Source organism: Dorea sp. AF24-7LB, assembly GCF_003478575.1.
Taxonomy (GTDB): Bacteria; Bacillota; Clostridia; order Lachnospirales; family Lachnospiraceae; genus Dorea_D; species Dorea_D hominis.
Genome location: NZ_QUFR01000007.1, coordinates 94,082 through 116,176 on the forward strand (window position 1 = coordinate 94,082; position 22,095 = coordinate 116,176).

Genomic DNA, 22,095 nt, shown 5'->3' on the forward strand with positions numbered 1-22,095 from the left:
CTTTTTTTATTCTTTCCCGGTAAAATATCCCGGGTCATCTTCCTGATCGGTATGTGCATAAGACGAGTCAGTGAAATGTTCCTGATACTTTGTTCCATTACCGCCGGTCAGTTTTCCATCACCTGTAAACATATCTGCATCTTCTTTCACTTCTGTCAGATAAAAATTCGCACGCTTTTTCTTCCAGATGGCATACAGATTATATTTACATTCTTCTGGATTGTCTGCATGCATCCGTTCTTCATCCTTGTACATTACTTCGCCACGCTTTTCTTTGCTCCATCCCAGAAATAAATATCCTCTTCTTACATATTGATTGGCAGGAAGCTTTCCTGAATCCAGATATTCCAGCCGGAATACATCCATCGTTCCACTGCCTCCATTTGCATGAAACCGATAGCTGAACTCTTCCGGTTTCCACACTGCGTTGATGCTAAGATTACTTTTTACACAGCTCATTTCCTCCCCGGATCTATCCCATCCTTCAAAACGATATCCTGTTTTTTTCGGTTCCAATGGTTTACCGACACTTTCTCCTCTTGAAACTTCTTTCTTTATTTCCTCTGTCTGCCAGTTTGTACATCCCGGCGCACGAAATGTAACCTGATACTTAGGACGCTCCAGTGTAATTCCTGCAGTTGCTCCTTCATAACGCGTTCCGGAATATGTCTTTAATCCGGTTTGTGCTGCATTTACCTGCAGGTAAACAGTTACGATTGTCACTTCATCTGTGCATTTCTCTTTCGCAAGCTTCTTCGTTCCGGCAGCATCTGTATAATAGAGACATCTGCCATCCGGGCAGTTCTTTGTGACAGACTGCCCGGTAATCTGGCTATGTGCAGGGATTGTAAACGTCACCGGAATATTAAATATATAATAATATCCCTGATTTGCATCCTTACCGGTACTAACCTGCGTCACTGCCGTAAATTCTCCATTCACATATTTTCCAATACGGAAATTATACCGGTTCACTGCATTTCCTGATCCATCTGCTACTTTCAGACTTACATTCCATTTCGTAGACTTTGCACGCAGTTCTTCTATCGTCGGGGCAGTTGTTCTGGATAGTGTCAGCTTTCCGATTGCTGTCTGCACTCCCGGATTTTTATCTTCCGGTGAGAGAAAAGGCATATTTATTCCGTCCAGTCTGATCTCCATGCTACCAGATTTATATGCTGACTCTGCCGCAAATACATTCCATAGAGCCATTCCGGCTGTTGCCAGTACAAGAATGCTTATTGTCAGTATAACGGCAATTCTTTTTCCGGTACAAAGAGACTGTCTATCCTTTTCCTGCATATTTACCTTTCCTCCTTTTTCTTCCTGCATACATTCCCATACTCATACATGCCATCCCTGCGAGCAATAATCCATATCCAATGTGCGCACCTGTCTCCGGAAGTTCTAAAACAGCGCTGTTACTTATCTGGTAAGAAAGATCATAATAATAACAGGAATCCCGAAAAACAACTGCTTTCTCTACATCGGCTCCTTCTTTCTCTGCTTCTTCCTTTTTCAGCACAAGTGGGATTGTTACAGAAATTGGTTTTGTCAGTTTACTTTTTCCATAAACTGTCTGCAATTCTTTTATCTCATACTGTCCGGTTTTAAGCCCGGAAAATGCCAGTTTCCCATCCTTTCCTGATGTGGACACGGCAACCTGCTTTCCATTAGCATCATAGATTCCAAACAAAACTCCGGCAAGCGCATTTCCATGCTCATCTGTTTTCATAATCTGGATCTTTCCGGTTCTTGCACGATTTTCAAATACAGCATGTCCTTCCAGCGTTCTTCTCCCCTGTGACTGTCCGTCACGTCCGATCCGCCAGGTTATCTCCTGGTTTGTTTCATCAATCTTCACACCTTCGTCTGTACAGCTTATCTGTGACAGCCGGTAATAAGGATCTGTCTGCTCTTCCCGCACCGTATAGGTTCCCGGCTGCAGATCTGTAAACTCCAGAGATTTGGTAATATATCCATCCGTTTCTTCCAACAGATACCTGACTTCTTCTTTTGAAAAAGAAAGGATTCCCTGTTGGTTGATTTCCTCGCCCAAAAGCGTCTTTCCATGAAGTGTAAATGAAAACTCCGGTCTCCATTTTTCCCAGTCAATCTCATCTTTTTTAATTTTCTTGAAGATTATAATTTTCCCTTTCTCCGGAACATGCTGGTTCGTAATTGTCGTTTTCAGAAAACTTCTGTTCTCTTCCTCTGTCTCTTCTTCCGTATAAAGCGGTAAATATCCTGTCTTCTTGTTTCCGTCAATAAGTTCTGTCTGTTCTTCCCGGAATTCATAAACATAAGCTCTTCCTTTCTCATCTTCTGCCGGAAGATCCTCAAAGCTTTTTTCATCTTTCCAGTTATTTTCCTCCTGCAAAATTGTTTCCCGATACGGAATACCATTTTGATACAGATACACTTTTACCTTATCCGGACGAATTCCATCCAGATTGTCTTCATCTTCCCACTTCTTCTCTACCTGCAGATTGCATCGCCGGTCCTTAATTTTATTTGTCACCGTCCAGACTCCTTTCTTCTCATCTGTAATCATCCCGTCAGATTCATATCCTTCCGGTACTTCTTCACACAACTTCCACTCTTTCATCTCTGCAACCAGAATGTCTGTTTCCAGCCTCCAGTCATTTTCTTTCGATAATATATATGTCTTTTCTGTTCCGTCTTTTTTTGCAGAAATAAGAATCTCCGAAGGGCGTTTCCCTGCCGCATTACGATTATCATCCCATATCTTCACAAGTTCCGCATGTTCAAGTTTCCGGTTGCTGACTGTTACTGTCCTGCTGTTTTCTTTCGGTTCTCCATCAAAACTCCAACTGTTCTTTGTTCCTTTTTCAATCTTGTACCCCGGTGCACTTCTTATTTCTCTTACTTCATATAATCCATCTGCGCCAGAACTGTAAAGATCCGATGGAAGTCCAGAAAACATTACTTTCGAACGTGTTCCTTCTCCTGTACTTTCTGACTGTGCTTCCATAATTCGTTCACCTTTCCGGAAGAGAATTTCTCCGTCCGCATTCCGGATCTCTCTGCCTGCATACATACCAAACAGAGCTCCTTCTACCGGATTTCCACTTTCATCTTCTTTTCCAATCTCAATTGTCTGCGTCAGGAGTGCATCTTCTGCTTCCAACCGGAAATCAACATCTTTCACTTCCTGCCTGTCTGCATCTATTACATCTACAACCTGTACGATTGTCTCTGCTTTCGGATAATCTGCAAGACTTCCTTTTGTAAATACAAATCCAACCGTCTCTTTTCCTTCTTTTTCTGCTTTCTGTGGCAAAATCTGTACTTCTTCGTCCGAAGGATATACTTCTTTCCTGGAACCGTCACTATACACAAGCTGAAAATTAAAATCTTCCGTTTTATAAACACTTCCTACTGTAAAATCATATTTCGGACTTACGTCCGCCTTCACCGGAACCGGCGAGCCTTCTGTCTCCTCATTTTCGATTCTTGTATTGGCATAGATTTTTTCCAGACTCGTACAATTTCGGAACATATTTTTTACATACTTCATGTTTTTTGTATAAAATCTTGTCAGATCCAGTTCTTTTAATTTTGTACACCCGCTGAACATATCATTTGCATTGATCACACTGGAAGTCTCTATAGCATCAAAATAAATCTTCTCCAACATAACCAGTTGTCTGAACACCGCAGAACTGTCTGCGTTCAGAATGACATCCTGTTCTTCCGTCTGCGTGGAAATCATGCAATTCTGATCTTCCATCCACATCACAACACTTCCATCCTCCAATGAAGATACATCTTTATATGACGCTCCTTCCGGTGCCTTTTCATTTGTAAATGTTATTGTGTCAAGCTTATCTTCCACGCTGTGTAGTATTCTTCGGAATTCTTTTCCGGACTTTAAAATATAACGTCCCTTGCTCGCTTCCGGGTATGTAACAGGCAGTGACTCATCCGTATTGTTATCCGGTACATCCGGCGATGTGACTTTATTCTCCTTTTTGGCATTTTCATCCCATGTCAGACGGACTTCATATATCTCTTCATCTTTTCGATAGCCATATGGTGCTTCCAGCTCCCGTACTTCATATATTCCAAGTGGAAATAATTCTGTCTTTGTTCCATCTGCCTGTTTGCGTGTGAATTTTATGTTACCGGATTCATCTGTCCTCTTCTTATCGATCAATGCTCCTGTCTTCCACAATACCGAATCATCATCCAGGCAGATATCTTCCTTTGCATACAATCCATAGACAGCTCCTGCCACCTGCCCAGTTCTGTATTGGAACTGCCCCTGTGAAAATCCATGTAACCGGTCACCCATCTTCGTCATCTGGATCTTCCCACGAACCGGAACATCTTGATCTTCCATTTTCATAATTCCATCCGGCGCATCTTTGAATGTAATTGTAAATTCTTTCTTCTGACTGCATTTGTAACCATCAGGTGATACAATTTCTTTCAGTGTGTAATGTCCGTAAGGCAGACGACACATCCCGGCTCCCTGCTTTTCTGTCTCCTCCCCCTGTCCGGTTGTAAATCTGGCAACCGTTTCTCCTTTCTCATCCTGCACAAGATAAGTTGCATCATTTAAAAGCTTTCCTGTCTCTGCCGAACGCTTTGTTAATTCAAAAGAAATCAAATTTTCTTCATTTATTATAGTAATTACTTCCGTTTTTCCTTTTTGCTCTTTCCCAAGGATGACTTTCCTGTCTTCGCTGAATCTGTGCGTTGACACTCCTTCTATCTGATGAAGCATATATGTTCCAAATGCAAGTTTTCCGCTTACTGCTTCCCCTTTTTCGTCTGTCGTAAGTGTCTCCACTGCTTTTCCCTGCTCGTTCCGAATCTCAAACCTGGCTCCTGCTTCCGGCTGTGTCACAGTTTCTGTCTTTGACGGACGATCTGTAACCATCATTTTCTTTATGTGAATAAACGCATAATCCTCAAATACATCTTTTGCTTTGAATGTATAGACGAGATGACCGTCTTCTTCTACCGGTGTTTCTTTGGACGAATCAAAGATTTCCGCAAAGGAATAACCTTCTGCTCCTTTTGTCTGTCTTACAAAGAATGATTCGCCAGAGGAAAGCATATCCAGTAAAGCACAGGCTTCTCCTTTTTCATCTGTTACAAGTGTCTGCATCTTCTCTTTTTTCTCATTCAATACTTCAAACTCCGCTCCTGCTTCCGGTGTCTCTTTGCCATCCTTTTCCTTGGTTTTTCGTATCCGTATCTTTTGCGCAGTACTCTCATCTTCCAGATAATAAGATAATAAGCGCTCTTCTCCTGACTTTATCGTCACTTTAAAATCCGGAATCTTTTTATAATTTTCCGCACCTTTACTCTGATGTATCGTATAAATTCCCGGCTCCATCTCCTGACTGTATGCTGTTCCGTTCTCATCAGTAACAAGACTCTCCACCTTTTTCCCGGATGCGTCCAGGATTTCAAATTCAGCACCTTTTTCTGCTTCACATTCGTTCATTCCTGTCTCAGCATCAAATAGTTTCTTTACTTTTGAAATTGCAATACCTGCATATGCTGGCATGTCATGCCCTTTTATCTCATAGATTTTCTGATTTCTTGTAACCGCAACTGTCAGCGGTGCCAGAAAACTGTATCCTCCAATTCCCTGTATCTGTTCCAGACGATAATGTCCATAAGGAAGCCATCCCGATTCTGCCTTTCCTTCTAAATCTGTAAGCAGAGTCTCAACCTTTCTTCCCTGACTGTCATACAGTACAAACGCTGCCCCTTCTTCCGGCATACTGTCTGTACCATCCTGTCTGCCACATGTTTTATGTATACGAATCTTTCCTCTGATCATAGCATCCTGTACAGTAATTTTCTGATCTTCAGTCCGTAAATCCACCGGATAAGCAGTGTCATCCAACAAGAATCCTCTCGGAGCTTCTTTTTCTCTTAAATAATATTTCCCCGGGCGAAGTCCTCCTGCATTCGCCTGCCCCTTCTGGTTTGTGCAAAGTTCCGTCACTTCTTCTCCCGGTACATAGAGCACCCGCTTGTTATCACTGTCCATTATTTCTGTTTCCGCATACAGACCATAAATTGCATCTGCCAGGGATGTCTCCGCACTCTCTTCTTTTTCTGCACTGATCTTTTCAAGCTTAAGTTCTCTGTCTTCCGGATAATTCCACAATTGTACTTTTAGATCTTTCTCCGTCTGTTCTGTGAGCATCACTCCGTCTGCATCGGAAATCCTGTGACCGAAAGGCGCTTTTATCTCTTTTATATTCCATAAGTGGAACTTACTCTGCAAAGAAGCCAGTTCCGCTTGAACTTTTTTATTTATCTCTCTTTTTGCTGCCTTTTCTGCCAGACTTTTATTCTGATAATAGCCATTTTCTGTCGCCTCTGATTTCTTCTTTTTATCCAGATCATCCCAGTTTGACACATATTTTTTTGACACCGTGTATGTCTTCGTCTTCAACAGCCGCTCATAAATATACTGCGCTTTCCCATCTGCATCCGTTATCACATCCACAATCGCTTTTCCGTCACAGCTTAACTGAAAAACAGCTCCTTCCAGTGCTCTTTCTGTACGAATGTCTCTCTTGTCGATCCGAAGTGATACTTTCTGGGATGACTCACCGGCACCTTTTCTTTCTACATTCTTTATGACCGGTTTTGGATTCGTCACAATTTTAAAAACAGCGATCGGCTGATGAGTGTTTCCATCCCTCTCCAGTTTGTAAGTTTTCTCTGTGATCGTATAATCTCCCAGTATATTCTTTGCTTCCGTATAGAGCTGATCATATAGAATGATCTGTTTCGATGCACCAAAATCCGGAACCTGACTGATCAGCTTTACCGTCTTTCCTTCCGTCCGGTTGTAGGATGCATGCTGCATATACCAACTGAATCCCTGGGCGAGCATCTGTCTTTTGTTTTTCGGAAGTTTCATCAGTTTACTGCTCCCGGTAATCCCACGAAGTGTGACTTTTCCTGAAAGCAGATATTCTTGTGCGATACCGATATATTTATATTTCTCATATCCGTTTTTCCGTTCATACATCCAGCTTGTACGGCTGTCTTTTGTCACATCGAATTCTTTCGCAGGACCAACCGGTGTATCCTGCTCCGCATAGACACACTGCCCCAGTTCGCCATCCATATAATGAAGCAGCACACAGGCATTTTCCCTTATATACTGTAACCCTTTTCCGGTATTGAACTTTGCATTACTTTTCCACTGATAAGTCACAATGTGACTGCTCGTATCTATTTTCTTTGACAAGCTGTGTCTGGCAGCCTTTGCAGACATTCCCCATATTCCGGTCAGCAATAATATAAGCAGAATTATTCCGCAGATTTTCCGGAAATACTGCTCTAACCGTACATCCTGCGTTTTCTGTATCTTCCTGCATTCTGTCATGCTCCTGTCTCCTTCTTTTCTTCGCTTTCTGACTGAATATACCAGGTAACGGAATTTTCCATTCCCCCGATATGGATGACAGGTCAGAAGCGTAAGCATATCTTTCTCTTTTTTTATTTTCTGTGTTTCTTCCAGCCGGATGATATCCATATCCTGCACTCTATATTCCAGTTTCTGCTCAGGTGTCCGTACATAAATTACATCACCATACTCCAGCTTTTCAATATCCCGGAAATAAGGCTTTCCCCGGTATCCCCGGTGCGCTGCAATGATACAATTCTGCCCTTTTTCCTCTGGAAGTCCACTTTCTTTTAAAATAGCAGCTCCCCACGCAAGATGTTCTTCTGTCTCATTTCTATAAAGTGGCAGCGTCACATTCATTTTCGGGATCTGAATATATCCGTATTCTTCCTGCCTGCTTCCTGTTACACTCCTTCGTCTGCTTTTATGTTCACGCTCATACGTTTTTACAAATGCCTGTACTTTTATCTCCTGCAGATCTGTTGCCACATCCGGATAAAAGTACAGACATATTCCAAGTAACCACAAAACAATTCCCGCAAGCTTTGTCTTTTTCATCACTCAGATGTCCACTTTCTTTTTAAAATTCCAACGCACACAACCATCGACGCTGCGATCAGCAAAGTTTTCCGATACTCCTTTTGCCATCTGGTCTTCCTTTTCTTATGCTTTTCTTCTCTGTATGCTTCCTTCCGGTAAGAAATACGATGTCCTCTGACCAGTAATCTGTGACTGTTCACTCCATACGGCGTGCAGGTTAAAAGCGTCACCAGATCTTGCTCTCCCTGCACATACAGTTTCTTCGTATCATCGGGACGTACAACAGAAATATCGTCCACTTCATATGCCAGGATTTTTCCCAGCACATGAATATAAAACTGATCTTTTTTTCTGACCTCTTCCAAATCTGTAAATAATTTTGCTTTATCCAGTCCTGTATGCCCGGTAAGTACTGCATGAGTTCCTTTACCGCCAACCGGAACACTTGTCGCACCGAGGTGCCCGATCCCTTTTTCCAGCACCTCACCGTCCGTTCCATGATATACCGGAAGATATATACGGATTCCCGGAATATCCACATATGCCATTACTTCACTTCCTGGGATATGTAATATCTCCCGGTAATCCTTTCCGGTATTTTTTTTACTCTGTTCTGATGAAAATGGATCTGTCAGTATCACATCCGCTTTTGCAAGATTCGCATTGTAATCTCTTGCTTCCCGCATAAGATTTTGATAATTTTTCTTCGGAAGTTCCCTGCTCTTTTTTTCATATACCTGTATCCGGGAACCTGCTTCTTTTTCATACAAACTGTTACTGATCCATGGATAAGAAGCCATTCCGATCCCTGCCAGGATTAATCCGATCTGCATTATTTTACGCATGGAGTTTTTTCATCTTTTTTTCTTTTTCCGGTAGTAAACATCATTCCTGTTCCTGCCAGGATCACACCTGCAATCGTAAGCAGATACAGCCCTCTTCCTCCTGTTTTCGGAAGCGAAAAACCTTTTGCATTCTGCACTTCCATTTTCACAAGCGCATTTGCAGAAGCCGGATCAGTGGAAGATTTCTCCATTATTGCATTTGTCCCATCGACTGTTGCAGAAGCCGCTGTAACCTGCACCGAGCTTTCTGTTCCTTTTGCCGAACTGCTTACTACACCTTTTGTCCCATGGATCACAATCTGAAGTGGTTCTTTCAAGAGACTGTATCCCTGATCCGAATGTGTCTCTGTCAGCACGTAAGTATCTCCTTCCAGTCCATGGATCAAGAGCGTTCCGTCCGCTGCAGGTGTAAAGTCTGTTGCTTTATTTCTTTCTTCTTCTTTTCCTGTCACATAGTAGACACCGTCTGTTCCATTCGCCTTTACATAATATCTATCTGTCTGATTCTGCAATACAAACTGTACCTGCGTGGCATCTCCTTTTCCATCTGAAAATGTCTTTTTCAAATGGATCCCATAAGTATAAACAAGTGCCTTATCATCCTGCGTGTCGTAATAAGAGTCGCTTGTTCTTCTCCATTCAAGCGTAACATCGTTTGGATTTCCTTTATCTCCGGTTACAACCGATTCTTCAGATCTGACGGTTGCGGTATAATACACAACCAGATATTTATCCGAATAATTTTCGTTAATTTCTTTTAATCCTTCTTTTGTCATGCCAAGAAGCATCTGGGAACTTTCATCCTCATTTTTCGTATAATCCTGTGTGAATTTTCCTGAATCCTTCGTCCACACTGCCACCGCACCGCTTCCGGCGACATTATCTATATTTGTTGTTGTTGCTTTTTCTGCGGAATCATAAAATGCAAGAACTGCATTTTCTCCATAGCGAAGACCTTTCGCCATTGTATCTTTGAATGTGTATTTACTAAGATAAGTTGATGTGCTTGTAATATGCGGAAGTTTTGATATAAACTGATAATCCAGTGCTGCACCTTCTGAAGCTGTCACCGTGTCTTTGTACCCAGATTTTCCATCTGCCCGGTCTTTTACCTTCTTATCCAGTGTCGGATCTCCAGTCTGGTTCTTCGGATAACAGGTCACATCATAAAACCAGCTTTCTCCACCTGCATCCGTCATCGGAAGCTGTACAAACCACGGATCTGTCGTATCGGTAACATCCTCGGGTACTTTCGTCTCTACAAGCAGATACAAACCAAGTTCCAGACCTGCTTTCGTTGTCTTTCCGGTTGTGTCAGTGAGCGTCATCTTCTCTCCGGCTTTTACATAATCTTCCAAACGGTTCTTCGTTGTCACATTATCCGCAAGTGCATTCCTCATGGCTGTCTGAATCTGATCTGCTGTATAATAACAGGTTCCATCTTTTGTCTCTGTGGCTGCTTTCTTCTCCAGACCTAAAATCTTCTCCAAAATATCCGGGATTCCATATATTAGTTTCACATCCCCATTCTTACTGTATGTATCCACATCTCCGACACGAAGACAGGTAAATTCCACACCTTCCATTGCGTAATCCTTTAACTTGTTCTCTACAGATTCATCTTTCCGCCCGTTTCCCGGTTCTCCTGCCTGTATACCAGCTTTGCCGGCGCCTGTTATATCATACTTGTAAATCGTAAGTGAACCTTTTTTCGATGTGTCTACAATGTGTTCTGCTGCAAATGCGGGAAATACGCTTCCCACTGCCAGTGCAAGCGCAATTACAAATGCACTTAATCTTCTTTTCTTCATAAAATGTTCTCCTTTCCCTTGTCTTGCATTATGGCAATCCCAGGATAATTTGAGAATTGGTTCCAGAGCTACGTCTCTTATAAATACAATCCTCCTTCGAAGAAACATCACTCTCCCATAATTAAACTAACTGTCTTCATCGGATCTTGTTTTGAAAATAAAACACCGAATGTAAGATGCCTTACGGCTAAGAATCACTTTCTGGATTACAGAATGTTCTCCTAAAAGTGAATATAGAATAACACGAGTTTTTCTTTTATGCAAGCATATTTTTTATAATATTTGTCAGCTCTTTCTCCGAATGCACAAAATGCAGAGTCTGCCACTGGCAGTTTCCTCCGTATACCATAACAATATCAGAACCAAAACACCGCACAGACTCTATTCATCTGTGCGGCATCCATATTTTCTCTTATTCTTAGAAAAGACCTGTAATTCTGCCCTCATCATCTACGTCTATACGCTCTGCTGCCGGTACTTTCGGCAGTCCAGGCATAGTCATAATATCTCCGGTCAGTGCGACAATAAATCCAGCTCCTGCAGAAATTTTCAGATTTCTTACTGTAATCTCAAAATCTTCCGGTGCGCCAAGTTTCTTTGGGTCATCCGTCAGACTGTACTGTGTCTTCGCCATACAGATTGGTGCATTGTCAAATCCAAGTGCTGTAAGCTGATCTGCCTGCTTCTTCGCATTTGCAGTCAGTACCGCTCCTTTACCGCCATATATTTTCTGTACGATCTGGTTGATCTTATCTTCAATCGTTCCTTCCAGCTCATAACTGTAATGGAAGTCACTTGGTTCATCACACAGACGGATTACTTCTTCTGCCAACTTGATTCCGCCTTCTCCACCTTTTGCCCACACTTCGGAAAGTGCCACATTCACACCTGCTTCTTTACATTTTTCTTCAATTAACGCAAGTTCTGCCGGTGTATCTGTCGGAAATGCATTGATTGCAACTACGCAAGGAAGTCCATATACATGTTTAATATTATGTACATGTTTCATAAGATTCGAAAGTCCCTTCTCAAGTGCTTCCAGATTCTCTTCATTAAGCTCCTGTTTCGGAACTCCTCCATTGTATTTCAGTGCACGTACAGTTGCAACGATCACTACCGCATCCGGCTTAAGACCTGCCATACGGCATTTGATATCCAGGAACTTCTCTGCTCCAAGATCCGCTCCAAAACCTGCCTCTGTGATCGCATAATCGGCTAATTTTAATGCCATCTTCGTTGCTGTCACAGAGTTACATCCGTGTGCAATATTTGCGAACGGACCACCATGCACAATTGCCGGAACATGTTCCAATGTCTGTACAAGATTCGGCTTCAATGCATCTTTCAGAAGTGCACACATCGCGCCTTCTGCATGCAGATCATGCGCTGTTACCGGTTTCTGCTCGGACACTTTTCCATATGTGTATCCGACAATCAGTTTACCGAGACGTTCTTTCAGATCCTTGATATCATTGGACAGACATAAAACTGCCATAATCTCAGAAGCAACTGTAATATCATAGCCATCTTCTCGCGGTACACCGTTGACTCTTCCTCCCAGACCATCTGTTACAAAACGAAGCTGTCTGTCATTCATATCCACGCAGCGTTTCCATACGATCTTTCTCGGATCAATGCCAAGCTCATTTCCCTGATAAATGTGATTATCGATCATTGCCGCAAGCAGATTATTTGCCGCACCAATTGCATGGAAATCGCCTGTAAAATGCAGGTTGATATCTTCCATCGGAACGACCTGTGCATATCCTCCGCCTGCTGCTCCGCCTTTCATTCCAAATACCGGTCCGAGAGAAGGCTCTCTTAAAGCAACCATAACCTTCTTATCCAGCTTCTGCATCGCATCCGCAAGGCCTACCGTTGTTGTTGTCTTACCTTCCCCTGCCGGAGTTGGATTGATCGCAGTCACCAGAATCAGTTTACCGTCTTTTGCTTCTGACTTTTTCAGCAGATTATAATCAATCTTTGCTTTGTATTTTCCATACTGCTCCAGATATTCATCCGGGATTCCTGCTTTTTCTGCTATCTTCGTAATCGGTTCCATCGTACATTCCTGTGCAATTTCAATATCTGTTTTCATCGTCATATCCTCCTGATCTGTGTCCTTTTTATCGACAGTTTCTCTCGGTCCTTTATTTTCTCCTGTCTATACAATAGTAGTAAAATAAAGGACAACATCTATCCTTTCGAATAAATGTTGCCCAGACGGTCGGCTTGTCTTTCTAATACTTGATTCCCCTGTGGTTCTCCACAATTATCCGTCAGTAATCAGTACCTATATCTGCCATTTATAATATTATAGAAAAATACAATTGTCAAGACTTTCTCCCTTTTAGTTCTTCCAGTTTTTTTAATGCTTATTTCTTCCCTTTTTTCTGAATCCTTTTTCCTATAATTCTAAATCAGGCCGTATCAGATAACGGTATCTCAAAAACTGCTCCTCATATTTCCACTCACTTTTCCCGATGTGGCCCGCCGTCTTTCTGTTATCTAATTTTGTCGTCCATATTCAGAAATTCACTAACTTTTAGTACTGCCCCCCCCGGATTTTTCAGACATTTCTATTATCTTTCCTATCTTCTCATGTTCTTTCTGGGCAGAATCAAACATTACAACATCCGTATCGTAAACCATCTCCTGTATCTCATCTTCTATATCTTTGAGACAGGTAAGAAGCAGCGGATTAAATGCACCGCACTCTCCGTTCAGAATCATCTGCATTGCTTTCTCATGAGAATAGCTTGCCTTATATACACGCTTGCTCACCAGTGCGTCATACACATCTGCCAGTGATACAACCTGTGCACTGATCGGAATATCTTCTCCTTTCAGTCCATCCGGATATCCTCGTCCATCGTAACGTTCATGATGCCATCTGCAGATCTCTCTCGCTGTCTTCACCAGAGGTTCATCCTGATAATACTGTAACTCTTCCAGAATCTCCACACCAATCACAGTGTGTTGTTTCATAATCTCAAACTCTTCATCTGTAAGCCGGCCTTTTTTATTCAGAATCTTATCATCAATCCCAATTTTACCGATATCATGCAGGGAAGATGCCATCACGATCAGATCACGATCCATCCATGATAAATGATACTGATCCGAGATCTGAACCAGTCTTCCGAGCAATAGCTGTGTCAATACATTGATATGCTGCACATGCGGTCCACTTTCACCATTACGGAACTCTACAATATGACTCAGAATTCCGATCATGATCTTACGGCTTTCTTCTTTTGCACGGATTTGTTCTGTCAGAATTACTGTCAGTCTCCGCTGTTTCGCATACAGCTTGATCGTATTATAAACACGCTTATATACAATCTGCGCATCATACGGTCTGCTGATATAATCCGATACACCCATCTCATATGCACGACGGATAAAAGATGCGGAATCTTCACTGGAAATCATGACAACCGGAATCTCTTCGATCATATCTTTTTCATTCATGTGTCCAAGAACTTCAAATCCATCCATGATCGGCATTACAATGTCCAGAAGCACCAGTGATATCTCGCATCCGTACCGTTCCAGGACTTCCAGTGCTTCCTTTCCATTCTCAGCCTCAAGTATATCAAATTCATCTTTCAGCATCTCGTATAAGATCTCTCTATTCATCTTGGAATCATCAACAATCAGTATCCGCTGGCGCTTTTTCTTCTTTGCGTTCACCTGTGGCAGGCTGTCATCCATGGCAATGGTTCCCCATTCTGTCACGATTGCATTCTTATGTGACTTTGCCTGATACATATAACGGTCCGCACGTGCAATTGCGTCCCGGATCTGCTCTCCCTGAGCCATAACCGCTCCAACACTGGCGGAAATCCTGCTTCCGATACTCTCCGGCATCTCCACCAAACAGATCTGTCTGCGGATATCACGAAGCTTCTGTTCAAAAAAATCTTCCGATATTCCCGGCATAACCAGCAAGAACTCATCACCGCCATAGCGAATCAGGGCATCTGTCTTACGGATCATCTTCTTGATTACAGCAACTTCTGTCTTTAAAAATGCATCCCCGATATCATGTCCGTATGTATCATTTGCTAATTTGAAATCATCCAGATCGAACATTGCAACTCCGGCATGCATGGATTTCTTCTTGATCTGGTCTTCATAATATCTGCGGTTGTATGCTCCTGTCAGAGCATCCGTATACAATGCTTCATAAAATGCTTTCGTATCTTTGATCTCATCTGACTGAGCAATGTCTGCTCCATTTCCCAGATTCTGTATCATCTCCAATACACAGGACTGCCCGTCAACTTCCACATACTGTGCAGTTACCTCATATAGTTCTGTGCCTATATATTTCAGCTGTGTCTTCCGTGCTTTCTCTTTCAACGCAACTACGCAAACACAATCGTCGCAGTATTTCCCTGCGCCAAGGCATGACTCTTTCCAGTAGTTTTCGCCTTTTCCTGCCTGCGTTGTATTTTCTTCTTTGAGTTCTTCTGCACTGAGCAGTCGGACTTTACTGTATATCCGTCTAAAAATCTCCAATTGTTCTTCTGCCTGTTCTTTTGTCAGCCTTATCTCTGATAACTGTGTATCCATTTATTCTCCTTTTAGCCGTTCCGGCTTTTAATTCTGTTCCTGCTGCCACTCCCTGATTGCTTCTACTGTGATCTGATACTGTTTCTGTACCGCTGCAAACTGTTCTTCATACCCTTTGAGTTCACGATCTCTTAATGCCTCTGTTAGTTCAGCGCTCACTTCGTATAACTTCTGAAAGCCAAGATTCAGACATACTCCTTTTAATGTATGTGCACCTCGGAAAGCTGTCTCTGCATCTTTTGCTTCAATGCCATCTGCGATCATCTGGTAGCTTCCGTCACTTAAGAAACTTCCTGTAAAACGTGCTACCAGCGCATCGCTGCCCATTCTCTGCAGAACATCATCATAACTTGCTCCCATTTTTTCATAACACTCTCTTATATCCATCTCTATGTCCTCCATTACTCTGATTTTCTATAAAAAATGATACAAACATTCCGTATATCTGTATTCTGTCCATGTTCATGCATTTTTTTGCATATATATACAATCATTGTATACCAAAATCCGTCTTACCTCAATCTTTTTCGACATTTTCTGCTATCGTTTAAACCAATGTACAGACTATGGTCTGTCTGTAATTTTTTCCCGGTTTTCCTTATATTTCTCACTACAATATCTATAATCCAGAATCCAAAGGCAATCCCAATGCAGGTTTCCGCTATAACTGTCAGATGCTCAAATGCGATTGCATATTTTCCGGCAACCATCCCCGCCATCATATAGTAAAGACGTGCTCCCGGCATCAGCGGAAAAACCGAACCTGTCAGGAACAACGTTGAAGGAGATTTCATGAGTCTGGACATCATATACGCATAAGCTGCCACAAAGCAGGACGATATAATAACTGAATAGAAATTATTTCCATTGCATGCAAATGCAAGCAAATAGATTCCCCATGTAATGAATGCGCCGATTCCGGAATATACCATCCTTTTTCCGCGGATGCCAAACCAGCTTGCATATCCTATACAGCCTATTGTGCAGGATACAATCTGTATCCAGACACTTGGATTTATCACAAAGTGATCTGTGCCGTTCCATTTCATCAACATCATGGCAAGTGCAATTCCAAAAGCAATTCCAAATGCTCCCAGCAGTGAATTCATAATTTCCAGAAAGCCGGATATAAAATTTGCCTGCATTACGTCCCTGATTCCGTTAATCAGACCAAGCGAACTAACAAGCAGCATTACAACACCAATCATGATCCAGTCCGGATGCCCCGTAATTCCTGCCCGGAATGCCAGAACAGCAAATACTTCTGACAGAAAAGAAAGTATCAGATTGTAGATCAGGAGATTTTCTTCCCGCTTCTCCAACCATTTTCCAAAGAACACGATGAACACGGACAGCACCAGCGCTATCAGCGCGTCTCCGAAATTACATCCAAAAAACACCGCAAAACTGGTACCTCCAACAATCTGCGCAAGAACGATTATCCATGCTTTCTGTGTTGGTGCGTCCATAATTTCCCGATATCTTTTCTGCAATTCTTCATCGTCCGGTCTGTTGGTGCATATATATCTGGATAACCCGTTTAATGCATCCAACCGGTCATAATTGAATCCTGTCGTCTCGACATGACGAATCTGCGTGATCATTTCATGCTCTTTTGTTTCCACCGTGATCTGAATATTGTTCTGTATCACAAATACATCCTGCCGAAGGAAGCTATAGCTTGCACACATGCGATCAATACTGTCCTGCACCCGGTAGATTTCCGCGCCTGTACACAGTAGCGATTCGCCAATATCCATAATTCCCTGAACGATTTTATCATAATTCACAGGTATTTCCCTTTCTATTGTTTTCAAATTCTATATATTACTTACAAGCTTTTTCCATCAGCGACAGTTATCCAAAATTTTCGAATAACTGAATCATCCTCATGTCCGGAGGTCTATTAACCGTGTTCTCTGCTCATCACCGCCACAGTCTCCACGTGGCACGATACGTCCAGATTGATGTCAGTTTTCGGGAACCGATCCAGACTAATGTAGACTGTAGCAAAATATCTCCGTTTGTTTGCGGAAACATATCAACAAATTCTGTAGCAAAAAAGTATTAATACAACTCGCTATCCATATCACAGCCTGAACCTCGCCTGTTCATGGAAAAAGTTCAACTTTTTTATTCGTTTCTACTATTATAGTGATTCCAATAGAAAAGTCAAATTTGACGAAGAACTGCCATCGTCTCCACCTTGTCTGTTCTTCGTACTTATAACAGGTCAACGGCTATTTTTCATCCCAACTGATGACCCAACTCCCATACACTCGACCTTGGTAAGCTAAAAATTTAATGGCGATGTTGCTACTTCTTCGCATTCTCTTCCAGTTCCAGCATATACTTATCAAAATCAGACATAAATAATCTATCCTGAATAACACGATATTTTTCAAATTCAGTTTCAGCTTTTGCTTTAGCAATCTCAGCAGTGATTTTACCTGCATTCTGAAGAACCTCTCTGTCATCAGCCATCAGGAATAAATCCAGACGCTTTGCCCAGTCCTCCATTGTCATCGGAATATGACGTTCCGCACGATCCTCTGCCAAATCCAGATAAGCGGATACAATACGCTCCAGTGACCGCATTTCCTTCTCCGAAAGATAATTCTTCGCAACGCTCACATCACTTTTTACAATCTTGCCTTCCGGTGCTGCTGCCCAAGTGGTTAATCCCATATGTGGCTTATCAGCATCGGCCCTCTCATAAATCAACTCCGCTGCTGTATGTCCGTGAACTGCATAGTGCATCTTGTTCTGCACTTTTGCAAAGAACTGCTTTGTTGTTTTCGCTGTTCGGTCATAATCAAGAGCTGTAGCATAGATATCCGTTATCTTCTGGTAAAATCTACGTTCAGAAAGACGGATTTCACGAATCTGCTCAAGCAAACGGTCGAAGTATTCCACTGTGAGCACAGATCCACCATTTTTCAGACGCTCATCGTCCATGACCCAGCCTTTGATGGTGTAGTCCTTCACGATGCCATTGGCCCACTTGCGAAACTGCACCGCTCGCTCATTATTCACCTTGAATCCAACCGCAATAATCATTTGAAGATTATAATGCTTTGTATCACGAGTCACCTGACGTGAACCTTCGGTTTGAACTATCCGGAAATTCCGGATAGTTGAATCTTCCTCAAGCTCTGAGTCGGAATAAATCTTCTTAATATGCTCATTGATTGTACGAACATCCACATCATACAGCGTGGCCATCATCTTCTGTGTCAGCCATATATTCTCATCCTCGTAGCGCATCTCAATGCTGTCCTGCTGATCACCCACAGAGGCAACATAGGTTAAGTATTCTGCTGCACTGGAACGGATAGTAATTTCGTCTTTTTTCTTTTTCAAATAGGAGGCCTCCTCTTTGTTATTTCTCGTTTCAACAATTCAATTGAAAAGCACTCTATAAATTCATAGCTTCAATATGCCTTTGTTAATCCAGAAAAATGTGTCTCCACAATTCTATCCATTTGACTAGCAATCTCTGCAAACGGTAAATTCAAATCAAGCGTCTTAACACTTATCTGACTACCATGCATCTGGTACACATTGTCTGGCTGAATTTCTTCTTCTGTCTTCGCATAAAGAAGCATACCCGAAACTGTATTCTCCTCTTCTCCAAATTGATAGCTTCGATTTTTTACATAGGTAAAAATCTGATACAAGTTATTTGAATGAAGAGTATGTTTATCAAACTGGACCTGCGTAGTGTGGCTATAGTATTTCGCATCAATAATAAGTACGGTATTTCCACGCTGCAGCTGAATATCGCTTTGCATGACCGGAAGCATGGTCCCAACACCATCATCTAGCGACCACGGAATCTGTGATGCACTGACAGATAATGCTGGATAATGTATGCTGTAATACTCCAGAATGAATTTTTCATACAGTCTGCACATGCGCTGCTCATCTACAAAGGACGCCAATCTATAGTCACCTGCATCTGTTGTAATAAGCATTCCTTCGATAATCAACTGACAGATACTAACCAGCATTCTATAAGTTTGATTATTACGTTGAAAACGAATGGACGACCATTTTATCCCCGTAGGCTCTATAACATCCACATTGGAGAAGTACAGCATTTTTTTCTTCAAGTCATCCTTATATTTTTCCTGCACTTTTCCGTTTCGCAGAAGAAGCATCACTGTCGTTTTCAGGATTTGGTTTAATGTGTTGTTTTCTGACAGCTCATCAAAATCACAGGTAAGCACTCTTTCATGTGCCAGCTTGTTTTTTATTGTTCCTGGCATGTTTATTTTACCACGCATAACAGGCAGCTCTTCCTGACGACTTATGTATTCTCTGTAAAGTCCCTGCTTCAGCTGCACCCCTATGCCTTTTGCTAGGATTGCAGCCAGCAGATTATACATTTCATCAAAAGACTCCACTGCAACATCATCGTATGTCTCTTGATTCAGCGTCTGAAAGGCATAAGAAAGCATGTGATAAATATTATTGATTAGAATGCTTTTATCCTTTGTCATTGAAATACACCGTGCAAAATATTCTCCCAACGCTGCAGTTTATCGATATCATCAAACCAATACTCAGCTAACATTGGCAATACATCAAAATCAACCACATCTTGCATCCACTCATCAGTACATTCATCTGCATTGCAGAAATAACTATGGCCAATGCAGAATCCTTTACCTAACGACTTATCTTTTGCAATTTCTCTATTCAGTTCCTTAATGCGGTCAATCAGAGTATTGAATGTGTCATTTGCGAATCCTTCCTGATACTTAATAAAACCTTCCGAATCAAATCCTGGCTCCATATCAAAGAAGCTAAAACGACGACGAAGTGCGTAATCAATCATCGCCAGACTTCTATCAGCAGTATTCATCATGCCAATGATATGTAGACGCTTTGGGACAGAGAAGCTTAGTCCATTGTAGGCTAATGTTGCTTTCGTATCTCTATAATCTGCCTCAATTAACATGAGTAACTCACCAAAGATCTTACTCATATTTCCACGGTTGATCTCATCAATGATAAAGAAATAATCTTTATCAGGATGGTTTGCAGCCTTTTGACAAAATCTATAGAAAATACCATATTTCAATTCAAATCCATCTTCAACCGGCTTATACCCCATCATGAAATCTTCATAGGAATAATTCTGATGGAATTGCACAAACTCTATGCGATCATCATCCTTCTCACCCATAATCGAATATGCAAGTCTCTTTGCCGCAAATGTCTTTCCAACACCTGGAGCACCTTGAAGAATAATATTTTTCTTCTTTTTCAAAACTGCAACTAAGCGATCATACTTTGCTTCAGTCATATATACATCATTTAAGAACTTTTCTTTGTCATATTTTTCAATACTATCTGCTGCAGGTGGTGCTGGATTTTCATCACGAATCATGTCATAAATGAAATCATATTCACCCCTTGTCAGCTTGAACAGACTCCCCTGCGGATTACCAAAGTACTCCATCTTTTCAAGTTCTGGACAAGCTTTCAGAGTTGCATAATCAATTGGAGAAGACAGCCCTTCTATTTTTTCAAAATAAATTGATTTTCCATCTTGTTCTGCACTAATTTTGAGAATTGCAACGACCTGCTTTACCGGTGTGGACTCATAGCCGATTATCATATCTCCAGCCTTTGCATCTAAGAAATTCTGAAAAATACGACGCTTATTACCATTATCATTATATAATGTATAATCTTGTACTTCTCCAACAGGCATGCTGGACATGCTCCACATTTTAGGATTTGCATTCAAGAACCAGTATCGCTGTCCGTCTTCTCCTTCAGGAAGCTGTGCATAAAGATGCACACTCGTTAAATCAACCTGTTCAAGTGCTTCTGATAACTCATCACGAAGTTTCCAAACATAGGAGCCCTCCTCATCCTTGTTAGCGTTTTTTCCAACATAAAGAACTGGCCAAAAACGAGCATTTTCTTCATCTCTCGCCATAACAGGGCATCCTGTTTTAGTAACGACTCTTCTTGCAAGTGACACAGAACCACTATTGTAAAAATTCTTCGTCTCCCCATATTTTACAGCAAGTTGAGTGCATGTCGCCTTGCCTCCGTAGTCCTTTATTCTTTTCATGATTTCCAGACTACTCTCGTTGAACACTTCCGAATCACCCAGAAGGACAACCCAATCTTCAACAGTTAACGCCGGAGTATAATCTGTCGGCCACCACTCATCAGCTTTAGGGCCTTCTGCTTCCTTATTCCAATAGCGAGAAATGAAGAATCCTACATCTATCGTAAGCGTTCGTAACTCAGGGTCAGCATAGCAAGTAGATGTAATCTGAGAATTAAGCAAATTTCTAAGCTCATCGTCCTGCTGCAGTTCAGCACATATCTCATCGTAGAATGCCACGAAGTTCCTGATGTTATCAGCATAGGCTCCCTTCTTGAAACGATAATCACTTTCAAGTTCCGATGAGACAGCTTTCACTTCGCTTAATTTATAGATGTAATACTTATCCGGATAGCGCAGCCACAAATATGTCATTATCGCATTTTCATACTGATAATGCTGTGCTGCTCCATTTCCGTAGCGCTCTAATAATGTGTTGGATTTGTTTTTAAAGTTAGCAACTCTCTCGTATAAATCCTTACTCTCGTCATAGAGTTCGATATACATCGAGCGAACTTCTTCCGGAGCAATCTCCGCAAACTTGGTAATCATTCTTGCTGGAAAGTTATTAACAGACGCAAGTAAATTAGCAGTCTGCGCAAGTGCCTTTGTAAGCATCTGCGCAAAGTCATCTGAATTAACATCCCAATTCAACTGAAAGCATTGTACCGCTTCCCATTTGTATTTTTCATTAGGCCACTGCAGCTGCACAAAACGCTTTTTGTACTCTACCAGTACCTCTTTTAGTCGAAATTTGTCAAACACTGTTTT

At 41.8% G+C, this 22,095-nt stretch carries 11 protein-coding genes and 1 riboswitch; all 11 genes read right to left on the reverse strand.

Annotation, left to right across the window (positions count from 1 at the left end):
• Positions 1-6: 6 nt before the first annotated feature.
• The 11 genes from DWY31_RS08815 to DWY31_RS08865 all read right to left on the reverse strand — a co-directional run bounded on the left by DWY31_RS08815 (position 7) and on the right by DWY31_RS08865 (position 22,089).
• Positions 7-1,302 (reverse strand): InlB B-repeat-containing protein, encoded by a 1,296-nt coding sequence (locus DWY31_RS08815; protein WP_021861430.1) that lies wholly within the window; start codon positions 1,300-1,302, stop codon positions 7-9.
• Entirely contained in the window at positions 1,286-7,972 is a 6,687-nt protein-coding gene (locus DWY31_RS08820) for a sortase (RefSeq protein WP_118520130.1), read from the reverse strand. The genes DWY31_RS08815 and DWY31_RS08820 overlap by 17 nt, the downstream gene beginning before the upstream one ends.
• Positions 7,972-8,799 (reverse strand): class C sortase, encoded by an 828-nt coding sequence (locus DWY31_RS08825; protein WP_118520132.1) that lies wholly within the window; start codon positions 8,797-8,799, stop codon positions 7,972-7,974. Before DWY31_RS08825 ends, DWY31_RS08820 begins: the two co-directional genes overlap by 1 nt.
• On the reverse strand, positions 8,787-10,610 hold the full coding sequence (locus tag DWY31_RS08830) for a SpaH/EbpB family LPXTG-anchored major pilin (RefSeq protein WP_158575505.1): 1,824 nt from the start codon (positions 10,608-10,610) through the stop codon (positions 8,787-8,789). The genes DWY31_RS08825 and DWY31_RS08830 overlap by 13 nt, the downstream gene beginning before the upstream one ends.
• Before the next feature lie 418 nt (positions 10,611-11,028).
• Complete coding sequence (locus DWY31_RS08835; RefSeq protein WP_118520136.1) at positions 11,029-12,714, reverse strand: formate--tetrahydrofolate ligase; 1,686 nt, start codon at positions 12,712-12,714, stop codon at positions 11,029-11,031.
• A 106-nt stretch (positions 12,715-12,820) separates the two neighbouring features.
• Positions 12,821-12,907: riboswitch (ZMP/ZTP riboswitch) on the reverse strand.
• A 241-nt stretch (positions 12,908-13,148) separates the two neighbouring features.
• Positions 13,149-15,191: a diguanylate cyclase gene (locus DWY31_RS08840; RefSeq protein ID WP_118520138.1), complete on the reverse strand. Its 2,043-nt coding sequence runs from the start codon at positions 15,189-15,191 to the stop codon at positions 13,149-13,151.
• A 27-nt stretch (positions 15,192-15,218) separates the two neighbouring features.
• Positions 15,219-15,578 (reverse strand): Hpt domain-containing protein, encoded by a 360-nt coding sequence (locus tag DWY31_RS08845; protein ID WP_118520140.1) that lies wholly within the window; start codon positions 15,576-15,578, stop codon positions 15,219-15,221.
• 125 nt (positions 15,579-15,703) lie between these two features.
• Positions 15,704-16,981 (reverse strand): threonine/serine ThrE exporter family protein, encoded by a 1,278-nt coding sequence (locus DWY31_RS08850; RefSeq protein WP_118520142.1) that lies wholly within the window; start codon positions 16,979-16,981, stop codon positions 15,704-15,706.
• Positions 16,982-17,507: 526 nt separating this feature from the next.
• Positions 17,508-18,554: a virulence RhuM family protein gene (locus tag DWY31_RS08855; protein WP_118520144.1), complete on the reverse strand. Its 1,047-nt coding sequence runs from the start codon at positions 18,552-18,554 to the stop codon at positions 17,508-17,510.
• A gap of 71 nt (positions 18,555-18,625) precedes the next feature.
• Positions 18,626-19,696, reverse strand: coding sequence for a 5-methylcytosine-specific restriction endonuclease system specificity protein McrC (mcrC, locus tag DWY31_RS08860; protein ID WP_118520146.1), 1,071 nt, complete (start codon positions 19,694-19,696; stop codon positions 18,626-18,628).
• Positions 19,693-22,089, reverse strand: coding sequence for an AAA family ATPase (locus tag DWY31_RS08865; RefSeq protein WP_118520148.1), 2,397 nt, complete (start codon positions 22,087-22,089; stop codon positions 19,693-19,695). The genes mcrC and DWY31_RS08865 overlap by 4 nt, the downstream gene beginning before the upstream one ends.
• Between the last annotated feature and the right edge of the window lie 6 nt (positions 22,090-22,095).

What these genes read in the sequence shown, in the direction of transcription:
- DWY31_RS08845 (WP_118520140.1), bottom strand. Translation starts at nt 15,578, where the DNA reads ATGGATATAAGAGAGTGTTATGAAAAAATGGGAGCAAGTTATGATGAT.
- DWY31_RS08820 (WP_118520130.1), bottom strand. Translation starts at nt 7,972, where the DNA reads ATGAAAAAGACAAAGCTTGCGGGAATTGTTTTGTGGTTACTTGGAATA.
- DWY31_RS08840 (WP_118520138.1), bottom strand. Translation starts at nt 15,191, where the DNA reads ATGGATACACAGTTATCAGAGATAAGGCTGACAAAAGAACAGGCAGAA.
- mcrC (WP_118520146.1), bottom strand. Translation starts at nt 19,696, where the DNA reads ATGACAAAGGATAAAAGCATTCTAATCAATAATATTTATCACATGCTT.
- DWY31_RS08815 (WP_021861430.1), bottom strand. Translation starts at nt 1,302, where the DNA reads ATGCAGGAAAAGGATAGACAGTCTCTTTGTACCGGAAAAAGAATTGCC.
- DWY31_RS08830 (WP_158575505.1), bottom strand. Translation starts at nt 10,610, where the DNA reads ATGAAGAAAAGAAGATTAAGTGCATTTGTAATTGCGCTTGCACTGGCA.
- DWY31_RS08825 (WP_118520132.1), bottom strand. Translation starts at nt 8,799, where the DNA reads ATGCGTAAAATAATGCAGATCGGATTAATCCTGGCAGGGATCGGAATG.
- DWY31_RS08835 (WP_118520136.1), bottom strand. Translation starts at nt 12,714, where the DNA reads ATGACGATGAAAACAGATATTGAAATTGCACAGGAATGTACGATGGAA.